Genomic DNA, 19,465 nt, shown 5'->3' on the forward strand with positions numbered 1-19,465 from the left:
TTTTAGAGTGAACACTCTACATCCCTGAAACTAGAAGATACCGTTTTTTGAAAAAAAAAACAGTCTTTTTTTGAACTTTTGTCGTTTTTAGGGCAGTTTTTTGTAAAAAAAAACGCATGCTCTGCATGCGTCTTTTTACAACCAATTAATTCTAACTTAGTGACCAGAAATAGTCAGTTTTACACCATTTGGCGTAGCTGAACCACCGTTATAGAATTTCATTCCACTGATTGCAACATCACCAATCGAAGCAGAACCCGTACCTGTACCTGGAGTGCCTGGAGTTCCCGGTACATAACCTGTACCACCACCTAACACAACTCGACTTAAGTAAATATCAGTACCTGTTGTACTTTTCAACGCAGTTACCGCTAAACCTTGTTGAGTTACCGCAATATCAGCATCCATAGCTAAATCAGCACTACCCGTATCATTAAGTTTGATACCGCCCAATACGATATAACCACCACCGCCAGCAGATGCATCTTTAAGTGCCAAGTTACTAATTGATAAACCACCGATCATTTTACCAGCAAGCTTAATCATTGCACCCTGAGGTGTATTACCCAATTGAATATTAGCTGTACTTGCGCCCACATTCACAGTTAAACCACTTAAAATTTCAGCAGAACCAGCATCTGGTTTATAAGCACCTGCAGTACCAGTTACGTTATTAACTTCAATTTTACCTAAATCAATTTTAAGCGCATTAATTGCTGCTGCTACGTTTAAAAATGGCTTACCTGTTGCTCCAGCAGTCGCACTACCATCAGTATCAATTACTAAATCAGCTAGATTACCAGTACCTGTCTTGGTCACAACCACATTATTTAAAGTGATCGCACCCGCTTTACCTGAACCACCAGTTGTTGCGTTTACAGCCAAACCATCACCATCAAAAACATGTAGTTTAGCAATTTCGATTTTAGAAGCATCAATACCAACATTGATACCATCTTGACCTGTGGTTGCACTCAGTGCAGCATCATCCATTGCTTGCAGAGCCATTGCATTTGAGCTAACAGCAACAGCAGAAACTAAAGCGAGTTTAGTAAATAATTTCATAATCCGTACTCTCCCAAGAGCATTTTTTTTCATTTTTAACCACTCTCCGTAGTTCCCTGTTGTTTTTAGTTGTTTTACAACTTAGAACACCAATCCTTGAGTAGTCCGTTTTGCCCTTTTAAATTAACTGTATGTTACTTTTTGTTCAACTGCTGTTTATCAAAAAGGAGATGAAACCGATAAACGGTAAGCAGTTTCACTACATTATGTTATTTTTTTGTTCAACCGCTGTTTATCACAAAGTTGATAAAACCGATAAACGGTAAACAGTTTTTTCACCTTGGTTTTCAGGTAGAATATAGCCGAATCAATCAATTTTTCTTTTTGAGTTCAATCTCCCTATGTTTCGGAAGTTATTACATTTTCCATCAAACAGCATTGCTACAGTATTACATCGACTTCACTCGCTTTTTGGTTGTGTCTATTTAAAAAATTCAGGGCAAGATGTCATCGCCTTCTTACCTGAAAAGTATTGTATTTCAACCTCACAACAATACGAGACTTATACACGAACCGACTTTAGCAATTATCAAAAAGATCAAAATACAAATAAGTTCGATCATTTTTTTTCTTTTAATCCACTCTCCTCTTCGGATAGCGTTGAAAATTTTCAAGGAGGTTATATTGGATTTATCGACTACAATTATGCCAGTGCCCAACATATTGATTCAGCAATAAGAACCCAACCTAATTTTTATATGGGTGAATATCAAACTTTTATTCACATCGAAAATCAACAATTAGTTTTCTGCAGCTTAGAATCTTGTGCAGAAGAATTTTTCACATTCGTACAGAATCTATTACATACAAATCAAGCACCAAGCACATTTAAACTCAACACGCTCTGTCAAGCGAAGTGGACAAAACAAGACTATGCCCGAGCTTTTACCCAAGTTCAAGAATACATTAAGGCAGGCGATTGCTATCAAATCAATTTGACACAAGAGTTCAGCGCAAAGGCGCAAGGCTTACTTTTAGATACAGCTGAACGTTTTTGGAAACTGACTGATGCACCTTATTCAGGTTATTTAAAACTTGATGATTTTGAGTTACTGAGTTGTTCACCTGAATTATTTATTGATTTTAAAGCGGATCGTAAAATTATCACTAAGCCCATCAAAGGCACGATGCCGCGTTATGATGACCCTGTTTTAGATCAACAATCCAAAGATCGGTTAATTCATTCTCAAAAAGATCAGGCAGAAAATGTCATGATCGTTGATTTGTTACGTAATGATTTAAGTGTATATGCCGAAACAGGTTCAGTAAAAACACCTAAACTTTTCAATATTGAGTCTTTTAACCAAGTCCACCACATGGTGAGTGAAGTCACAGCAACATTAAAACCTGAAGTCAATCCATTTGATGTACTCTTAACGGCTTTACCAGGTGGCTCAATCACAGGCGCACCAAAAATTCGAGCAATGCAAATTATTGAAGAGTTAGAGTGTGCTCCGCGTGGTGCTTATTGTGGTTCTTTGGGATATTTTAATTTTGATGGTACAGGATCTTGGAATATTTTAATTCGTTCGATTCAAAAATATAAAAATGACATTTCATTATGGGCAGGTGGGGGAATCACCATTGCGTCTGACTGCGATGCTGAATATCAGGAATGTTTTGATAAAGTTTCCGCAATGCTTGATCTGCTCAATACTTGGTATCAGCCAGAAGACCAATACACGGAACGAAATTAACGAGCATGATTCACTCAATATAAATAAAATGGCTTTTGTTTCCCTATCAGCCATTTTATCTTCATCACGATCGCAAGGCGACATCCATGTCGACCACATGCAATAATTACAGTTAAGACAAGATATCCTGCTTTAAAGTATCAACAAGCCGTTGATTTTGCTCATCTGTACCTATCGTAATCCTTAAGAACTGGTTAATACGAGGCTTATTAAAATAACGGACAATAATCCCCCTTTCACGCAACGCCTGTGCAAGTTCACCAGCATCTTTAGACGGTAAAGATGCAAATATAAAATTCGCTTTAGATGGCAGCACTTTAAAGCCTATCGCTTCTAAGTCTGCAACCAGTTTGTCGCGACTGAGAATCACTTTTTGACATTGCGCTTCAAAGTATTCTTGATCTTCAAAAGACGCAACGGCAGCAGCAATGGCAAAACGATCAATCGGATAGGAGTTAAAACTATTTTTAACAGCTTCTAATGCTGCAATGAGATGTGGCTGTGCAATCGCAAATCCAACGCGTAGTCCCGCTAAAGAACGAGATTTTGAAGTCGTTTGACAGACCACTAAATTCTCATATTTTTCAACCAGCTGTACCGCAGATTCCGCTCCAAAGTCAACATAAGCCTCATCAATCACCACCACAACATCTGGATTGGATTGTAAAACTTCTTCAATAGCATCTAAACCCAATGCAATACTGGTGGGCGCATTTGGATTGGTAATAATAATTCCACCATTAGGCTGTTTATAATCATCCACCACGATTTCAAACTGCTCATTTAGAGGAATGATTTTTGTTTGAGCAGAAAGCCCAAAAAACTGACTATAAACAGGATAAAAACTATAGGTAATATCTGGATATAAAATAGGCTGATCTTGTACGAAAAAAGCCTTAAAAATATGGGCTAGAACTTCATCTGAACCGTTGCCGACAAAAACATTGGCAATATTGACATGCTGTTGTTGAGCAATTGCTTGTTTCAATGCAGTTGCATCGGGATCTGGATAAAGTCGTAATGCATCCGCGGAATTTTCCAAAACAGCTTCAACCGCTTCAACCACTTTCGGCGATGGCGGATAAGGGTTTTCATTGGTATTCAGTTTTAATAAATTTTGAATTTTAGGCTGTTCTCCCGGGACATACGGATCTAACTCACGTACCTCAGGACTCCAAAAACGCATTTGTTCAGGACGAATCTTTGACATTTTCTTATCTCTTATTTGCCTCATCTGCCTCTTACACCACTTTAAGTGCAACTCACTAAAAGCGCATTGAGAGAAGGTAATTCAAAGCTATCAAAATAAATGCCACAGACTCTGCATTCTACTTTAAATAGCTTCCTCTCTTTTGCTTTGAGAGGAATTTGCATTACATAATCAATGAGGTATTCAATTTAATTACTGGTAACGGTATCGTGCAGATCGTGCATGTGCATCCAAATCCTCTTGCTGAGCAAGAAGATCTGCTGTTTTAGCCAGTGGTTTAACCCCCTGCTCAGAACACATGATTAAACTTGAACGTTTCTGGAAGTCATAAACACCCAAAGGTGATGAAAAGCGTGCTGTGCCTGATGTTGGCAGTACATGGTTAGGACCTGCACAATAATCACCAATCGCTTCTGGTGTATAACGCCCCATAAAGATCGCACCTGCATGGCGAATACTTTCTGACATCATTTGCGCCTCATCCAAACACAACTCTAAATGTTCTGGCGCAACTTGATTAATTAAATCAATCGCTTCTTGGCGGTTTTTAACCAAAACTAAAGCTCCACGATTCGCAATCGATGTTCGCGCAATCTCTGCTTTTGGCAAAGCAGCCAAATGTGCTTCAATTGCCAGCTCCACATCATTTAAAAGCTGCTCATCCGGTGTGATAAAAATTGCCTGTGCAACAGCATCATGCTCTGCTTGTGACAATACATCCATCGCCAACCACTCTGGATTATTTTCACCTTCTGCATACACTAAAATTTCAGAAGGTCCAGCGATCATATCAATTCCCACTTGACCAAAAACCGCACGTTTTGCAGCGGCAACAAAACGATTGCCAGGTCCAGTGATTTTATCCACCTGTGGAATTGTTTCTGTACCATAAGCCAATGCTGCAACTGCTTGAGCACCTCCAATGGTAAATACACGATGTACTCCAGCCAGATATGCAGCAGCCAAGACCAAAGGGTTTAATTCACCATTCGGCGCAGGTACAACCATGATAATTTCTTGTACGCCAGCAACATGTGCAGGTATGGCATTCATCAGCACAGAAGATGGATAAGATGCCAAACCACCTGGAACATAAATCCCAACACGATCTAAAGGTGTTACTTTTTGCCCCAAGGTATTGCCCAAATCATCAATATAAGTCCAACCTTCTTGTTTTTGTGCTTGATGAAATGAACGAATACGTTGTGCTGCCATTTCTAAGGCGTCACGAATTTCAACCGTTAAGCCCTCAAATGCAGCTTTCAATTGGGTTTGTGACAGTTCTAGATCTGAAAATTGATGCGCTGGATGTCGATCGAACTGTTGAGTGAGTTTTAATACATGTGCATCGCCATGCTGACGCACATCTGCAATAATTTGGTCTACTGTTTTTAAAAGCTCAGGATCACTCACTGTTTCAAAAGCTAACAAGTCAGCAAAGACTTGTTTAAAGTTCTGCTCTTGAGTCGATAAACGTCGCATCAATTTACCCACAAGGTTGTTTAAGAAAGATTTAGTTTACCTTGTTTTGAACATCTTGTGGGCAAAGATCACATAGTCAATTTAACTTAGTTTGATAGGAAAGTCTGATGAGGAATACTGTTGATCATACAAAATCTGATTTAAGTACTCACATCTGGATAATCCCAGTCACTATCTGCCTGAATTAACCAATTCAATGCACCGTGTCTTTCAACAACAACCGATGAGTTTAGATTTGCAGGTGCTTGCTGTTGTTTTAAACGCGCATCCACACAAGCCCAATCATAACGATAAATTAAATCTGCCTGATCTAAAATTTCCTCAATCTCACGTAATTTCACTTTGCTCATAAAAGCATCAAATGTTTCACAGGAGGTCACCGCTTGAATCGCAAAATCACAATCAATAATATGATCAGGATAAGTGAGCTCATCCACGAGACCTAAAGCCCATAACAAGACCCAATAAGCTTCGTATTTCCAAACCATATTAACAACGTCTTGTTCAGATACATCACGCTTTAAAATCGCCTGCTCTTTTTTGGTCAATTCCGCTAAAACTTGCATTTTTTTTAAAATATCAAATACAAATTCCTGCGTTTCATCATCGTATTGATCATTGTTTAGATCACAAGCCACCTGAATGACCCATAAACAAGCAATCGCTCGTTTAGCAATCTCTTCAGCTGTACGCATTTGCGCTTCTTCCACAGATTCGATCACAGGTAAGTGATCAATATAGGGAATTGAATTTTGCTTAAGGATCTGTATAGATTGATTTTTACGTTGTTGAGGCGTTTTCATCTGAGCTTTTATATATGAATGACTATGATGTTTTATCATAAACCGTATTTAGGTTATGCCATAATTTGTTAAAAATTTGATTTTGATTATAAAAAAACACCACTCTAGTTTGAGTGGTGATTTTGATTATACATTGACTTGAGGATATTACTTTTGCTTTTCACGCTCTTCCACTGCTTTTTCAAGCTGTGCAAGTATAGGATTTAATAAAGTTTGCTTACGCTTAAAGCTTGCTTTATTCACAATCAAACGTGAAGACACTTTGCAAATTTCTTCCAAAGGTTCTAAACCATTGGCACGCAAAGTATTTCCTGTATCAACCACGTCTACAATGTAATCCCCTAAACCTACCAAAGGCGCCAACTCCATTGAACCATAAAGTTTAATCACATCGACTTGCTCACCTAGGCTTGCATAGTATTGACGAGTTAAATTGACATATTTTGTAGCAATCTTTAAACGTCCTTTAGGACGTACCATGCCCACTTTACCTGCAGTCATTAACTTACAATTGGCAATTTTTAAATCTAATGGTTCATAGACATTTTGAGCGCCATGTTCCATTAGCACATCTTTACCTGCGACACCAATATCTGCTGCGCCATTTTCAACATAAGTTGGCACATCAGAAGCGCGTAAAATTAAAATACGAACTTGTTTATGTGTGGTTGGGAAGATTAACTTACGCGATTTATCAGGGTCTTCCAGTAAGTTAATTCCCGCAGTTTCAAGTAAAGGAAGCGTCTCTTTGAGAATACGTCCTTTACTCAATGCCAAAGTCAAACCATGATCAAAATTGCCCATAACGTCAAAATTTGGATCATCGTTTCTCATATCGCTCATTAACTTGTCTCGCTCACTCGCTTAATTTGGGCACCTAGACCTTGTAATTTTGCTTCGATATTCTCATAACCACGGTCAATATGATAAATACGATCAACAATGGTTTCGCCTTCAGCTGCCAAAGCAGCCAAAACTAAAGAAAATGAAGCACGCAGGTCAGTTGCCATTACAGGTGCAGCAGATAGTTTTTCTACACCTGTCACAATAGCATCATTACCTTCAACCTGAATATTTGCACCCATCCGCGCTAATTCAGGGACATGCATAAAACGGTTTTCAAAAATCGTTTCAGAAATTGTTGCAAAGCCACGACCAATTGCATTTACAGCCATGATCTGTGCTTGCATGTCTGTTGGAAACTCTGGATGAGGTAAAGTACGGAAACTGACTGCTTTTGGGCGTTTGCCCATCATATCAAGCTCAATCCAGTCTTCACCACGGGTGACTTCTGCACCCATTTCTTCAAATTTATCTAAAACAGATTCAAGCAAATTTGGATCAGTATGGGTGGTTTTTACTTTACCGCCAGTGATTGCCGCAGCAGCCAAATATGAACCAGTTTCAATACGATCAGCAACCACTGAATACTCACAACCGTGTAGGCTTTCAACACCTGTAACCACCAAGGTGTCTGTATCCAAACCTTCGATTTTTGCGCCCATTTTAATCAGCATTTGCGCTAAATCTGTAATTTCAGGTTCGCGTGCAGCATTACGAATCGTCGTGACCCCATCAGCCAAAACAGCTGCGGTTAAAATATTTTCAGTTCCACCGACCGTCACCATATCAAAGATGACTTCACCACCTTTTAAACGCCCATCGACTTTGGCATGTACATAACCCGCTTCGACCTCAATTTGCGCACCTAAAGCTTCCAACGCTTTTAAATGCTGGTCTACAGGGCGTGAGCCAATCGCACAACCACCCGGAAGTGAGACTTTTGCACTCCCATAGCGCGCTAATAATGGTCCAAGCACCAAAATTGATGCACGCATGGTTTTTACCAATTCATAAGGTGCAAATTGATTATCCAGAGTAGAGGTGTCCGCAATCACGGTTTCTCCCTCGTAACTCATGGTGACGCCAAGACCACCAATCAATTTAACCAAGGTACGGACATCTTTTAAATTTGGGACATTTCTTAAAGTAATTGGTGTGTCTGCAAGAATCATTGCAGCCAACAAAGGTAATGCCGCATTTTTTGCACCCGATATGCGTACTTCGCCTTCGAGTTTTACACCGCCTTGAATGACAAATTTATCCATTGACGCTTAAGCTCCAAACATACTGGCTTTGCGCCATTCTTCTTTAGTCATCGCACGAATAGTGACCGCATGTACTTCACCACTAGCAATATAACTGTTAAGTGGTGCATAAACAGCTTGTTGACGAGGAACAGGACGTTTCCCTTCAAACTGATCATCGACAATACGGAGATCAAATTTACCTGCTTGTCCACTGACAGCAACTTCAGCATCAGGAAAAGCTGCTTTTAAGATTTCAGTGAGCTGTTCACTATTCATTGCATCGACCTCTTATTAGGACTAACAGTGTAAAAACTGGCTATTTTACTATAACTCACTAAAATAATTCATTAGCTGGTACAAAAAATATAGATAAAAAAAAGAGGTATTTTCAACCTCTTTCTAAAATGTTTAAAAATATTGAAGTTTAAGTCGCTAAAATATTCATCGGCTGATAATCCAGCTGCATTTTACGATGCTTATCTAATTGTCTTTTTAATTTATCGGTCAGCTTAGTAATGGCATTATACATATCATCCGCAGTTGCTTGCGCAAAAAGCTCGATCCCGGGCAAACGAACAATCGCTTCTGCGATATGATTTGCACTGCCTTTTTTTGATCTTTTATCTAATTGATGATCTTTACTTAATTTCACCTGCATACTGTTCACTTGATCGATATGCTTTGTCATCTGCGCGAATCTATCTCGAATATTTTCTTCTATTGCAGGTGTAATGGTTAAATGATGTCCACGAATTGTAATTTGCATAGCTTTATCCCTCTCCTTTTATAGGAATATGAAAGTCATAACCAAAACGATTTCATGACAGAATTCACCAAGGAAAAAACTGTGCTTAATATCATGCAATCATTTAAGTTACTCCAAAAGACAAACAAGCGATTCATTATTTCGTCATAATGAATCATTAGAATAGCCACACTTTAAAAACTAGATCAAGACTTTTCTGTCTGATGACGATGGAATATGTAACGATTCGCGATATTTTGCGACCGTACGTCGTGCAACATCGATTCCATCCTCTTTTAACAAATTAGCAATCGTATTATCAGACAATGGTTTACGAGGATTTTCATCCGCCACCAATTTTTTAATTTTGGCACGAATTGCTGTTGATGATGCTTCACCGCCCGAAGTCGTTCCCACATGGCTTGAAAAGAAATATTTCAACTCAAACAAACCCAATGGTGTGAGTAAAAACTTATTCGTGGTGACTCGCGACACTGTTGATTCGTGTAATTCAACTTCTTCAGCCACATCTCTCAACACCAAAGGCTTCATACCTTCTGCACCAATTTCTAAAAATTCACGTTGATGCTGTACGATACAACTGGCGACTTTTAATAATGTTTTATGGCGTTCATCGACACTTTTGATAAAGTTTTTAGCTTCCAGCATTTGATTACGTAAATACTGATTCTCATCACTTTGATCTGCACGTTTGATCATGCCTGAATAAAAAGAGTTGATTCTCAACTTAGGCAAAACATCTGGATTCAGCTGAACATGCCAGTGATTATTCTTTTTGGAAACTACCACATCAGGAATTTGGTAATCTGATTCTTTTTGCTCAAACTCTGCCCCAGGATATGGCTTCATAGTTTTGAGCAATTCAATTGCTGATTTCAATGATTCAGCATTTAATCCCGTTTGCTTAATCAATTTATTGAGATCATTACTGACCAAAAGCTCATAATGTTTTAATAACATCAGGGCTTCTTTCCTAAACAAAGTCGTTATAGGGAGAGCCTCGATTTGCACAAAAAGACATTCTGCAAGATTTCGTGCTCCAATACCTATCGGTTCAAGCCGTTGAATATGCTTTAAGACAACCAAAACCTCGTCTTCTTCTACTTCAATGTCATAGTCCATTTGTTGTAGCAAATGTTGAACAGAACTGACAATTTCATCGATATCCGCCTCCAAAAAACCTTTTTCATCCAAGGCATCCACAATGCAATACGCAATTAACCTATCGACTGGGGAAAAATGCAACAAATTCACTTGTCCCAGCATATGCTCTTTTAATGATGCATTTGAATGGCGATTGTCTTCACGGTCTTCAAACTCTGGACGCTCAATTGCAGTAGATTGATGGGTATATACATCATCCCAATCAGTATCAACAGGTAACTCGTCAGGCAAATGATTGGCATTTAAAGCATCTGAAAGTTCATACTCTTGTTGTTCTTGTTGTGCACTTTCCAAACTTTCATGTGTTTCTTCTTCAACTTTTTCAAGCAAAGGATTACTGTCCAGTTGAATTTGAATTTCCTGTTCAAGTTCTAAGCTCGATAATTGTAGTAATCGAATGGCTTGTTGCAGTTGTGGCGTAAGCGACAACGAGTTTGCAACTTTTAATCCAACCGATAACTTCATACCTATACTTCCCACAGTGCTTTATTTCACTTTGTTTTGCTTTAGTAAATAAAGCAAAATTCATGCCTATTGATTTTTTATACCACAGTAACCATGGGACGACTAGCAAAAAAAATGAATAAATCACATAAAAATATTTATTATTTATAAGTTAAAGTTAAATTTTAAAAATGTATTATTTTTATGAATAACTTATCGAATAGTCACATATTGGTACTGGTGAAATAGCCATCAAATATCTAAATATAGTTTAAAAAACTATAAGCAAAAATAAATGAGCTTAGGGCTATTTATTTCAAAATATTTAAATAAAATAGGTTTCGCTTTGTGATACCAATCACATTTCTAGTTTTGCTAAATTTATTATTTTTATCCTTTACTTATTGGAATAGTGAGTATAAAAATAATGATATAAAGAAATATGATGGATCATTCTTTCAAGGAAAAGCATTGGCACGATAACTGCTTAATTTAAGGACAAGCACTATTGTAATGCTAAAATAATCATGTAATGGAGAACTCAAAATGACACAATCTACAAAAGCACTATCAAAAAAAGTATTCACCACTGCGCTTGGCGTACTTATGGCTGGTGGCGCTTTTTCACAAGTTCAAGCTGCTGATACTTTGGCAAAAATCAAGCAATCAGGAAAAGTCATCATTGGTTATCGTGAGTCTTCAGATCCAATTTCCTATGTTGTTGGTGGTAAACCAATGGGTTATGCGGTTGATATCTGTAACAACTTTGCCAACGAACTTAAAAAAACCCTTAAAATGCCTAACCTTAAAGTGGAATATAAGGCTGTTACTTCATCTACACGTATTCCAGAAATGCTGGCAGGCAATATTGATATGGAGTGTGGAACAACCACCAACTCTATTCAACGCCAACAACAAGTAAGCTTCTCTACCAACTACTATGCGACAGAAGTACGCATGGCAGTCAAAGCAAATGCACCAATTAAATCAATAGCAGATTTAAATGGTAAAGCTGTAGTGACAACACAAGGAACTACATCTGATAAATACATCAAAATGGGTGAAAAAGGTGAAAAGGTCAACGTAAACAACGTTTACGGTAAAGATCATTCTGATTCATTCGCAATGGTGGCATCAGGACGTGCAGCAGCATTTGTTATGGATGACAATATTCTTGCCGGTCTCATTGCGAAATCTTCAAATCCGAAAGACTTTAAAATCGTAGGTCCAGTGCTTTCTTCTGAGCCTTACGGCATTATGCTTCCTAAAGGTGATGCAGCATATAAAGCCATTGCGGATAAGACGGTCACGACAATGTGGAAAAATGGTCAAATGGCCGCTTTATATAAAAAGTGGTTCCAATCTCCAATTGCACCAAAGAATGTGAACTTAAATATGCCAATGAGTTCATCCTACTTAAAACTTAAAGCCAATCCTACAGACGCTGGCATTAATTAATTCCGTGCTCAAATCACAGTTTATAGATCAGGCTTAAATCAAGGTCTGGTCTATAAGTTTTTTACAAAATTAAAAATACAAAGGAGCACACATGTCAGTAGGCTCACTTAACTGGACAGCATATTGTCTCCCCTCAAATGAATATAGTTTGGATAAGGCTGCATGGGCTGAATCCGTCTGTAAAGCTATAGGTGGTGAAAGTTACTCTCCTGTTGCTGATGCACCAACATGGTTACAACTCTTAGGTTCAGGTGTCTGGACCATGGTTTGGACTGCGGTACTTGCATTTTTTATCGCTTTCCTGCTGGGTTCGTTAATCGGAATCTTGCGTACGATTCCCAACAAGCCACTTGCCTTTATTGGCACATGTTATGTCGAACTGTTTCGAAATATTCCTCTGATTGTCCAACTCTTTTTCTGGGCATTCGTTTTTCCTGAACTACTCCCACTCAGCCTCAGCACAGGCAGTGGTGAAATGGTACACGGTGGATGGTGGCAAAATATTCTCAATGACAATCCAGCCGCAGTTGGGGTTTTTGCATTAGGATTGTACACAGCAGCACGTATCGCAGAACAAGTCCGCTCAGGGATCAATACCGTTTCCAGAGGTCAAAAAAATGCAGCTTTTGCAATTGGTCTCACCCAAAGCCAAAGCTATCGCTATGTCATTCTTCCTGTTGCATATCGAATTGTATGGCCAACACTCACTTCCGAAGCAATGAACATCTTCAAAAACTCTGCCGTGCTGTATGCACTCAGTGTTTTAAACTTCTTTGCTTATACCAAAACGATGCGAGAAGAAACATCACAAGATATTGTGATTCTTATTCTTTCAACACCAGTCTATTTGGTCATTACCTACACCATTAAGCTTATTATGGCGTGGATTGAAAAAAGAATGGCTGTTCCTGGTCTTGGTTCAGGAGGTAAATAGTCATGGATTTTAGTATTTTACAAAATCACGATGTGATTCAAACACTGATTGCAGGGTTTAAGTTTACCGTTACTGTGACGATTTTATCTATTATTGGCGGGATTCTGATTGGCACGCCTTTAGCCATGATGCGTTTATCCGACAATAAAGTCGCCAGTAATTTTGCTAAAGCATATGTTGACTTTTTCCGTGGTGTTCCACTGATTCAGGTCATTTTCATTTTCTATTTTTTATTGCCTAAATTCTTTGAGTTTCAATCAGATACCTATTATGGACCACTCTTTTCCAGTGTCGTCACCTTTGCAATTTTTGAAGCTGCATTCTTTTCAGAAATTGTTCGTTCAGGTATTCAGTCTGTCTCAAAAGGTCAAGTCAATGCAGGTTATGCCTTAGGATTCACTTATGGACAAACCATGTCCAATGTCGTACTGCCTCAAGCATTTAGAAATATGTTACCTGTTATATTGACTCAATCTATCGTACTTTTCCAAGACGTCTCTTTGGTGTATGTGATCAGTGCGCCAGACTTCCTAGGCAATGCAAATACTTTAGCAAATACGTATGGTGCTGAAACCAAAGCAACCTTCTACCTGATTGTAGCAGTTGTTTACTTCTGTATCTCCTTTGCGCTTTCAAGACTTGTGAAGCGTTTACATCAAAAAATAGCAATAATTCGATAATTGGAGAATCAATATGCCAATGATAGAAATACAACATATCTCAAAATGGTATGGAGATTTTCAGGTTCTCACAGATTGCACCACATCCATTGAAAAAGGTGAAGTTGTGGTCGTTTGTGGACCATCTGGTTCTGGAAAATCCACACTGATTAAGACAGTCAATGCATTAGAACCTTTCCAAGAAGGCAATATTATTGTTGATGGAACAGCGCTCAAAGATTCAAAAACTGATCTGGCACAGTTTCGCTCTCGTGTTGGTATGGTATTCCAACACTTTGAATTGTTTCCGCATATGACCGTTTTAGACAATTTAGTCATTGGGCAAATCAAAGTATTGAAACGTTCTAAATCTGAAGCTGAGAAAAAAGCCTTACAATATTTAGATCGTGTCGGTTTAGCAGCACATAAGAACAAGTTTCCTGGACAACTGTCAGGTGGTCAGCAACAACGTGTTGCGATTGCCCGAGGTTTGTGTATGGATCCAGTATGTATGTTATTTGACGAACCGACTTCTGCACTTGATCCAGAAATGGTTGGCGAAGTTCTTGAAGTTATGAGTCAGCTGGCAAAAGAAGGGATGACCATGATGTGCGTAACTCATGAGATGGGCTTTGCGCGTAAAGTGTCAAGCCGAGTGATTTTCATGGATCAAGGTAAAATTTTAGAAGACTGTGCAACCGATGACTTCTTTAATAAACCAGATGAGCGTCATGAAAGAACCAAGTTCTTCTTAGACAAGATTTCAATGGTACATTGATATTTCGGCTTTAAAACAAAACCCCAATTAAAATTGGGGTTTTGTTTTTTTAACAAGAACAATAAATTATTAGGGTCTGTGGACAATTCGTCTATGTTTGCGACTAGGTGTGTTTTTTAGGCGATTCTAGGCACGAAATACGAAATTTAGTCATTCTAAATGAGTAGTTCGTAACGACGAAGCGACAAAAAACACGCTAGTCCCGAAGGGTTGTGGCTAAAATTATCTCAGGCTACGTTATGAAACTTAAAAATAGTCTCGCTATTCTCTTCATTTCATGCCTTGCCTGCTCAATTTTAACCTACAACGCAAGCCATTTATGAAATGTCCACAGCCCCTAAGGTTTTACTGTATTTTGAGTAAAGTTGGGCGATCTTGGTCCGTATAACAAGCCTTTTTGTTGGCTTAAATTAGGGGAATACAACTGCGAACTCACAACACCAGATAAGGCATAAGCTTTATCAGACAAGTGATTAGAAATCTGATCCACCACAGCGCCCACTAAAGCCCCTAGTAAACCTGCATTGCTATTATCATTGGATTGTTGAAGTCGCTCCTCACCTTGCCAAAGTAAAGTTCCAGATGCGAGGTCCACCAACTTTGCTTCTACAGCAACTGTCGAAACAGATTGAATCACCTGATACTTAGAACCATATTCGTTGACTTTGATATAAAATGCAGCATCAGCCCCAAAAATCTCTTTTAACTTTTGAGGAGCAATTGCTTGCGCATCAAATCCATTGGTGACCCCATTCTCTTTAAACATGGTATCAACAACAGAAATGGGGAACACATAATAACCCGCCTCAGCAACTGGAAGTGCCACCGTTGACCAATATCCATAAGTTGCACGCGTATCAGGCGAGTTATTAATGGGTGGTAGTACCAAAATCGACTTAGGTTGATGCGCATGATATGCAGCCAAATCTCGGTTGTTTTTGGGTGCCACTGCGCAGCCAGTAAAAAGCATCGCGAAACAGCTCAAAATCAGCAATTGTTTCATTTTCTTCATGGCGTCTTAACCTCAACAGATCGAGTGGTCATTTTCTCAAGTAAACGATCCATCAATACTTTGGACTCAGGGTAAACTTGACGCTCCAATTCAAAATACTCAATTGCACGTGGAGCATTATTGATATTTAAGTTTAATAAACCCAAATGTGCATATAAACCAGGCGGTACTGCTTCGTTTTTGGCTTTTGCTTTTTCAATATCTTTCTCAAGCAGCAAAATTTGCTGCTGAGGTGAAGTTTTTTCAGGAACGCTCAACATCAGGTAAGTTTGTTGAGGAAATCCTCCCCAACGATATAGAGACTTTGGTCCAGAAGCGCAGCCGACTAAACTTAAGGTCGCCAAGCAACTGATCAAGAATAAAACAATTTTCATGTGTTGATTCAAACCTATTGTGTTGACCACTTGTTGGTTTGGATATCATTCACAAGATTATTGACAGCTTCACGAACGGCCAAATCTAAAACCTTACCATTGAGTGTTGAATCATATGATGCGGTTGAACCAAAACCTAAAACTTCTCGTTCACTCAGCGCATATTCACCTGCACCCTGCACAGAATGTACAACTTCTGCAGTTTTTACATCCACCACATTGATATTGACTTTTGCATACGCAATTTGTGTCTTGCCACGACCAAGTAAACCAAATAATTGATGATCACCCACTTCTTTACGACCAAACTCAGAAACATCTCCAGTCAAAACAAAACGAGCACCTTTAATCGACTGAGCAGCCTTACCAAATCCAGCTTCTTGTTGTAATTCAGAAAGATTATCTCGATTCAGTACAGAGAAGTATCCTGTTTGCTGTAAATGCGTTTCTAAAATTGTTTTTGCTTGACCACCTAAGCGATCAACATTGTCAGAAAAAATGCCGCGCATATAGCTTGAGCGATTATCAAACTTACCAATCGAGATTGGTGTTTTAACGCCTGTATATTTCATCGTTGTCGTCGCAGCAGTCACTTGCGGTGCTTGAATCGTTTTTGAAGTTTCAGTGGTTGAACAAGCACTCAGAACCAACCCATTTAGGGCAGCAATAAATAATATTTTTTTCAAGGTTACATCTCTCTATGGTCAAAGCCATTATAATTTTCAAGCCAATTATAACAAGCAAATACTAAATTAACTATTTAATTTAATTGATAAAATAAAAGAACTTCAATAACAGGCGCTGTTTTTTATAGAATAATCACTTGATTATTTCAATCCAAAAATCAACTTTAGCCCCAGTACAGTCATCACACCGCCAGCAGCTCGGTCAAATACTTTCTTAAATTTTAAATATACACGGCGTGGTCTTTCTGCTGACAATGCAACAGCAACCAAGGAGTACCACCCAACATCGATAAAGAAACACAAAATGGGTAAAACAAAATAATAATAGGTTGGAATTTCTTTAGGTAAAAGTGCGGTAAAAATACTCGCCAAAATAATGGCAATTTTAGGATTACTCAACTGTGTGATCAAACCCAAGCGATAAGCTTGTTGATAACTCATACTAAACGAAGAGCCAGATGCTTGTTCTATTGGATCTTTGGCATGTTTTATAATTTTATAAGCCAGCCAAAGTAAATACAGCCCACCACAGAGTTTTAAAACTAAATAGGCAGATGGCACTGCCAGTAATATGGCTTGTAAACCCATCACTGCAAGAAAGCCAAATAATGCTGCACCAGTTCCTGTACCCAATGCTGTAAATAATCCGTGTTTACGAGAAATCGCAATTGAATTTTTAGCGACATACACAAATGTAGGACCAGGACTGATTGCACCCAACATTAACGCTAGCGCAATAGAGCCTAAAATCAATAACGATTCCAAGAGTTACCTCGTCACAAAGAGTATTTAAAGAAGCTTATTTTAAGCCACAAGCGTTTTTTGAAGATACAAAAAAATTGATTATTTCACTATGAAGTTTTTCTATAGTTTAAAACCATATCGAATTCAGCCACTTTGTTCTATACAGTTGTGAATTATTCTCAAATACAATAGCTTTGATTCATTTTAGAGCAAAAGCTCAATAAAAAATTATTTTTCAATAACTTGCATCATATCAAAAAATTAATAGATCGCGTTGAAATATTCTGAAAATCCATAAAACTGAAGATTTTGATCACAAAAAATAACTTTCCTTTTCACTCTTTTTTAAGCTATAAAAATCCATAATAAAACTATGGTTTTAATTTATACATCATCAAAATTTCATATTCAGGGGTAAAAATGAACAACTATAAACCTAATCATTTAGATGCTAAACAAGCACATCTTTGGATTGTTGGCGGTGGTATCGCAGGTATGGCAGCAGCTGCATTTGCGATCCGTGATGCCAAGGTTCCTGCTCAAAATATTCATATCCTAGAAGAACTGGATGTATCTGGTGGATCTATGGATGGTGCACACACACCCAATACATCTCAAGCATGGGTCACTCGCGGTGGACGTATGCTTACTGATGAAACTTATTTATGTCTATGGGATTTGTTTTCCAGTATTCCGTCTTTAGAAAATCCTGATATTTCTGTTCGTGAAGAGTGTCGTGAATTCAATGAGCAGATTAAAACTCATGCCCAAGCTCGCTTGATCAATGCACAACATGTTATTTCTGATGCATCTAAACTGGGTTTAAATACCTTACATCGTGCACAAATGTTACGTTTATTGGCATCAAAAGAAGAAAAAATTGGTAGTCGTCGTATAGATGAGTTCTTTGATGAAACCTTCTTTGAAACAAATTTCTGGCGTATGTGGCGTACAACATTCGCTTTCCAGAAATGGCACAGTGCAGCAGAACTGCGTCGCTATTTTCTACGCTTTATTCAAGAACTGCCCCGTATTCATACGCTCGCAGGCGTAAAAAGAACCAAATATAACCAATATGACTCAATGATTTTACCATTACAACGCTGGCTGGTAGAGCAAGGCGTCGATGTTCGTTTTGGACATTATGTAACTGATGCTGATTTCCAAACCGATGAAAAAACCTCAGAACGACGAGCGACACGCTTATATATCAACCTCCCTGAAGGTGCTGAGCAAATCGATTTAAAAGAAAATGATCTGGCTATATTTACTTTAGGTTCGATTACAGCTGATTCCCGTTATGGTGGCAATGATGATGTGCCAGCACTTATTCGTGATCGTCTTGATCATGGCTGGACATTGTGGGAAACCTTGGCAAAAAAAGCGCCTGACTTTGGTCGTCCAATGACTTTTTATGGCAACATCGATGAACATAAATGGGAATCTTTCACCCTCACCATGCATGATGATGTGCTGTTAAATCGCATTATTGAATATACCGGTAATCAACCTGGCACAGGCGCATTGATGACTTGGTTTGAGTCTGGTTGGCATTTATCGATTGTTGTCCCAGCCCAACCACATTTTGCTGATTTACCTCAAGGCACATTTACACTTTGGGGCTATGGTTTCCAAATTGATCAAAATGGGGATTACATCAAAAAGCCGATGTCCCAAGCCACAGGCAATGAGATCCTTACTGAGCTGATTCAACAACTTGGTTTTGATGATATTCTCGAACATGTGTTAGCGAATACCACAGTGACAACAGCAATGATGCCTTATGCATCAGCATTATTTGCTTGTCGCAAGTCTGGTGATCGCCCTCAAGTAATTCCTCAAGGTTCTAAAAACTTTGCCTTCTTGGGACAATTCGTTGAAATTGAAGATGATGTTGTTTTTACTGTTGAATATTCAGTTCGTGGTGCAATGCTCGCAATTTATGCATTTTTTGGCGTAGAACGTGAAATTCCCGATATTTATAATGGTTTACTTGATCCTAAAGTCGGATTAAAAGCATTAGAAACAGTCTTTCATTAAGTCAATTTAATTCAACCCATAGATCAACTTTGATCTATGGGTTGAATATTTTCAAAATA

At 38.5% G+C, this 19,465-nt stretch carries 19 protein-coding genes and 1 pseudogene; 7 read left to right on the plus strand and 13 right to left on the minus strand.

Translation table 11 applies throughout. The annotated features are described in order from the left end of the window. Positions 1-72: 72 nt before the first annotated feature. Positions 73-201 (plus strand): annotated as a pseudogene (locus tag ACINWC743_RS25290) (hypothetical protein); the annotation flags it as partial. On the opposite strand, the gene ACINWC743_RS09225 reads toward ACINWC743_RS25290, so the two are convergent. Next, positions 157-1,065 (minus strand): DUF6160 family protein, encoded by a 909-nt coding sequence (locus ACINWC743_RS09225; protein WP_009585205.1) that lies wholly within the window; start codon positions 1,063-1,065, stop codon positions 157-159. The pseudogene ACINWC743_RS25290 and the gene ACINWC743_RS09225 sit on opposite strands and share 45 nt — an antisense overlap. 341 nt (positions 1,066-1,406) lie before the next feature. On the opposite strand from ACINWC743_RS09225, the gene ACINWC743_RS09230 reads away from it, so the two are divergent. Next, the gene (locus ACINWC743_RS09230) at positions 1,407-2,762 is read left to right on the plus strand and encodes an anthranilate synthase component I family protein (protein ID WP_009585240.1); all 1,356 of its coding nucleotides are present in this window, start codon (positions 1,407-1,409) and stop codon (positions 2,760-2,762) included. A 112-nt stretch (positions 2,763-2,874) separates the two neighbouring features. Here ACINWC743_RS09230 and hisC read toward each other — a convergent pair whose 3' ends face one another. From hisC to ACINWC743_RS09270, 8 genes are all read right to left on the minus strand, one after another. Beyond that, on the minus strand, positions 2,875-3,972 hold the full coding sequence (gene hisC / locus ACINWC743_RS09235; RefSeq protein WP_009585228.1) for a histidinol-phosphate transaminase: 1,098 nt from the start codon (positions 3,970-3,972) through the stop codon (positions 2,875-2,877). Positions 3,973-4,164: 192 nt separating this feature from the next. Continuing rightward, complete coding sequence (hisD, locus tag ACINWC743_RS09240) at positions 4,165-5,466, minus strand: histidinol dehydrogenase (RefSeq protein WP_080971984.1); 1,302 nt, start codon at positions 5,464-5,466, stop codon at positions 4,165-4,167. Between the two features lie 128 nt (positions 5,467-5,594). After that, complete coding sequence (locus tag ACINWC743_RS09245) at positions 5,595-6,257, minus strand: DUF4272 domain-containing protein (RefSeq protein ID WP_009585199.1); 663 nt, start codon at positions 6,255-6,257, stop codon at positions 5,595-5,597. A 147-nt stretch (positions 6,258-6,404) separates the two neighbouring features. Next, positions 6,405-7,100 (minus strand): ATP phosphoribosyltransferase, encoded by a 696-nt coding sequence (gene hisG, locus ACINWC743_RS09250; protein WP_035300830.1) that lies wholly within the window; start codon positions 7,098-7,100, stop codon positions 6,405-6,407. Beyond that, positions 7,100-8,365 carry a UDP-N-acetylglucosamine 1-carboxyvinyltransferase gene (gene murA, locus ACINWC743_RS09255; RefSeq protein ID WP_004830086.1) on the minus strand — a complete coding sequence of 422 codons (1,266 nt, stop codon included), beginning with the start codon at positions 8,363-8,365 and terminating at the stop codon, positions 7,100-7,102. The genes hisG and murA overlap by 1 nt, the downstream gene beginning before the upstream one ends. 6 nt (positions 8,366-8,371) lie before the next feature. Then, on the minus strand, positions 8,372-8,623 hold the full coding sequence (ibaG, locus tag ACINWC743_RS09260; protein ID WP_004830087.1) for a BolA family iron metabolism protein IbaG: 252 nt from the start codon (positions 8,621-8,623) through the stop codon (positions 8,372-8,374). Between the two features lie 148 nt (positions 8,624-8,771). Then, positions 8,772-9,113 (minus strand): ribosome hibernation-promoting factor, HPF/YfiA family, encoded by a 342-nt coding sequence (hpf, locus tag ACINWC743_RS09265; RefSeq protein ID WP_004830088.1) that lies wholly within the window; start codon positions 9,111-9,113, stop codon positions 8,772-8,774. Between the two features lie 180 nt (positions 9,114-9,293). Further along, on the minus strand, positions 9,294-10,742 hold the full coding sequence (locus ACINWC743_RS09270; protein WP_009585239.1) for an RNA polymerase factor sigma-54: 1,449 nt from the start codon (positions 10,740-10,742) through the stop codon (positions 9,294-9,296). 525 nt (positions 10,743-11,267) lie between these two features. Here ACINWC743_RS09270 and ACINWC743_RS09275 point away from each other — a divergent pair. From ACINWC743_RS09275 to ACINWC743_RS09290, 4 genes are all read left to right on the plus strand, one after another. Beyond that, positions 11,268-12,179: an amino acid ABC transporter substrate-binding protein gene (locus tag ACINWC743_RS09275; RefSeq protein WP_004830092.1), complete on the plus strand. Its 912-nt coding sequence runs from the start codon at positions 11,268-11,270 to the stop codon at positions 12,177-12,179. 91 nt (positions 12,180-12,270) lie between these two features. Continuing rightward, on the plus strand, positions 12,271-13,113 hold the full coding sequence (locus ACINWC743_RS09280; RefSeq protein ID WP_004830094.1) for an amino acid ABC transporter permease: 843 nt from the start codon (positions 12,271-12,273) through the stop codon (positions 13,111-13,113). A 2-nt stretch (positions 13,114-13,115) separates the two neighbouring features. Next, a complete protein-coding gene (locus ACINWC743_RS09285; RefSeq protein WP_004830097.1) occupies positions 13,116-13,793 on the plus strand; it encodes an amino acid ABC transporter permease in 678 nt (225 codons plus the stop codon). Positions 13,794-13,806: 13 nt separating this feature from the next. Continuing rightward, positions 13,807-14,550 (plus strand): amino acid ABC transporter ATP-binding protein, encoded by a 744-nt coding sequence (locus ACINWC743_RS09290; RefSeq protein ID WP_004830099.1) that lies wholly within the window; start codon positions 13,807-13,809, stop codon positions 14,548-14,550. 337 nt (positions 14,551-14,887) lie between these two features. Here ACINWC743_RS09290 and ACINWC743_RS09295 read toward each other — a convergent pair whose 3' ends face one another. The 4 genes from ACINWC743_RS09295 to ACINWC743_RS09310 all read right to left on the minus strand — a co-directional run bounded on the left by ACINWC743_RS09295 (position 14,888) and on the right by ACINWC743_RS09310 (position 17,387). Beyond that, entirely contained in the window at positions 14,888-15,562 is a 675-nt protein-coding gene (locus ACINWC743_RS09295) for a DUF799 domain-containing protein (protein WP_009585247.1), read from the minus strand. Continuing rightward, positions 15,559-15,936, minus strand: coding sequence for a DUF4810 domain-containing protein (locus ACINWC743_RS09300; RefSeq protein ID WP_009585203.1), 378 nt, complete (start codon positions 15,934-15,936; stop codon positions 15,559-15,561). Before ACINWC743_RS09300 ends, ACINWC743_RS09295 begins: the two co-directional genes overlap by 4 nt. 14 nt (positions 15,937-15,950) lie before the next feature. After that, complete coding sequence (locus ACINWC743_RS09305) at positions 15,951-16,622, minus strand: CsgG/HfaB family protein (protein WP_004830104.1); 672 nt, start codon at positions 16,620-16,622, stop codon at positions 15,951-15,953. 141 nt (positions 16,623-16,763) lie between these two features. Then, entirely contained in the window at positions 16,764-17,387 is a 624-nt protein-coding gene (locus tag ACINWC743_RS09310; protein ID WP_035300835.1) for a LysE family translocator, read from the minus strand. A gap of 399 nt (positions 17,388-17,786) precedes the next feature. Here ACINWC743_RS09310 and ACINWC743_RS09315 point away from each other — a divergent pair, with 399 nt between their 5' ends. Further along, on the plus strand, positions 17,787-19,406 hold the full coding sequence (locus ACINWC743_RS09315; RefSeq protein ID WP_009585201.1) for an oleate hydratase: 1,620 nt from the start codon (positions 17,787-17,789) through the stop codon (positions 19,404-19,406). The last annotated feature ends 59 nt before the right edge of the window (positions 19,407-19,465 follow it).

Source organism: Acinetobacter sp. WC-743 (assembly GCF_000335555.1).
Lineage (GTDB): Bacteria > Pseudomonadota > Gammaproteobacteria > Pseudomonadales > Moraxellaceae > Acinetobacter > Acinetobacter bereziniae.

What these genes read in the sequence shown, in the direction of transcription:
- hpf (WP_004830088.1), bottom strand. Translation starts at nt 9,113, where the DNA reads ATGCAAATTACAATTCGTGGACATCATTTAACCATTACACCTGCAATA.
- ACINWC743_RS09275 (WP_004830092.1), top strand. Translation starts at nt 11,268, where the DNA reads ATGACACAATCTACAAAAGCACTATCAAAAAAAGTATTCACCACTGCG.
- ACINWC743_RS09245 (WP_009585199.1), bottom strand. Translation starts at nt 6,257, where the DNA reads ATGAAAACGCCTCAACAACGTAAAAATCAATCTATACAGATCCTTAAG.
- hisG (WP_035300830.1), bottom strand. Translation starts at nt 7,100, where the DNA reads ATGAGCGATATGAGAAACGATGATCCAAATTTTGACGTTATGGGCAAT.
- ACINWC743_RS09280 (WP_004830094.1), top strand. Translation starts at nt 12,271, where the DNA reads ATGTCAGTAGGCTCACTTAACTGGACAGCATATTGTCTCCCCTCAAAT.
- ACINWC743_RS09290 (WP_004830099.1), top strand. Translation starts at nt 13,807, where the DNA reads ATGCCAATGATAGAAATACAACATATCTCAAAATGGTATGGAGATTTT.
- hisC (WP_009585228.1), bottom strand. Translation starts at nt 3,972, where the DNA reads ATGTCAAAGATTCGTCCTGAACAAATGCGTTTTTGGAGTCCTGAGGTA.
- ACINWC743_RS09300 (WP_009585203.1), bottom strand. Translation starts at nt 15,936, where the DNA reads ATGAAAATTGTTTTATTCTTGATCAGTTGCTTGGCGACCTTAAGTTTA.
- ACINWC743_RS09295 (WP_009585247.1), bottom strand. Translation starts at nt 15,562, where the DNA reads ATGAAGAAAATGAAACAATTGCTGATTTTGAGCTGTTTCGCGATGCTT.
- ACINWC743_RS09230 (WP_009585240.1), top strand. Translation starts at nt 1,407, where the DNA reads ATGTTTCGGAAGTTATTACATTTTCCATCAAACAGCATTGCTACAGTA.
- ibaG (WP_004830087.1), bottom strand. Translation starts at nt 8,623, where the DNA reads ATGAATAGTGAACAGCTCACTGAAATCTTAAAAGCAGCTTTTCCTGAT.
- ACINWC743_RS09270 (WP_009585239.1), bottom strand. Translation starts at nt 10,742, where the DNA reads ATGAAGTTATCGGTTGGATTAAAAGTTGCAAACTCGTTGTCGCTTACG.
- ACINWC743_RS09225 (WP_009585205.1), bottom strand. Translation starts at nt 1,065, where the DNA reads ATGAAATTATTTACTAAACTCGCTTTAGTTTCTGCTGTTGCTGTTAGC.
- murA (WP_004830086.1), bottom strand. Translation starts at nt 8,365, where the DNA reads ATGGATAAATTTGTCATTCAAGGCGGTGTAAAACTCGAAGGCGAAGTA.
- ACINWC743_RS09285 (WP_004830097.1), top strand. Translation starts at nt 13,116, where the DNA reads ATGGATTTTAGTATTTTACAAAATCACGATGTGATTCAAACACTGATT.
- ACINWC743_RS09315 (WP_009585201.1), top strand. Translation starts at nt 17,787, where the DNA reads ATGAACAACTATAAACCTAATCATTTAGATGCTAAACAAGCACATCTT.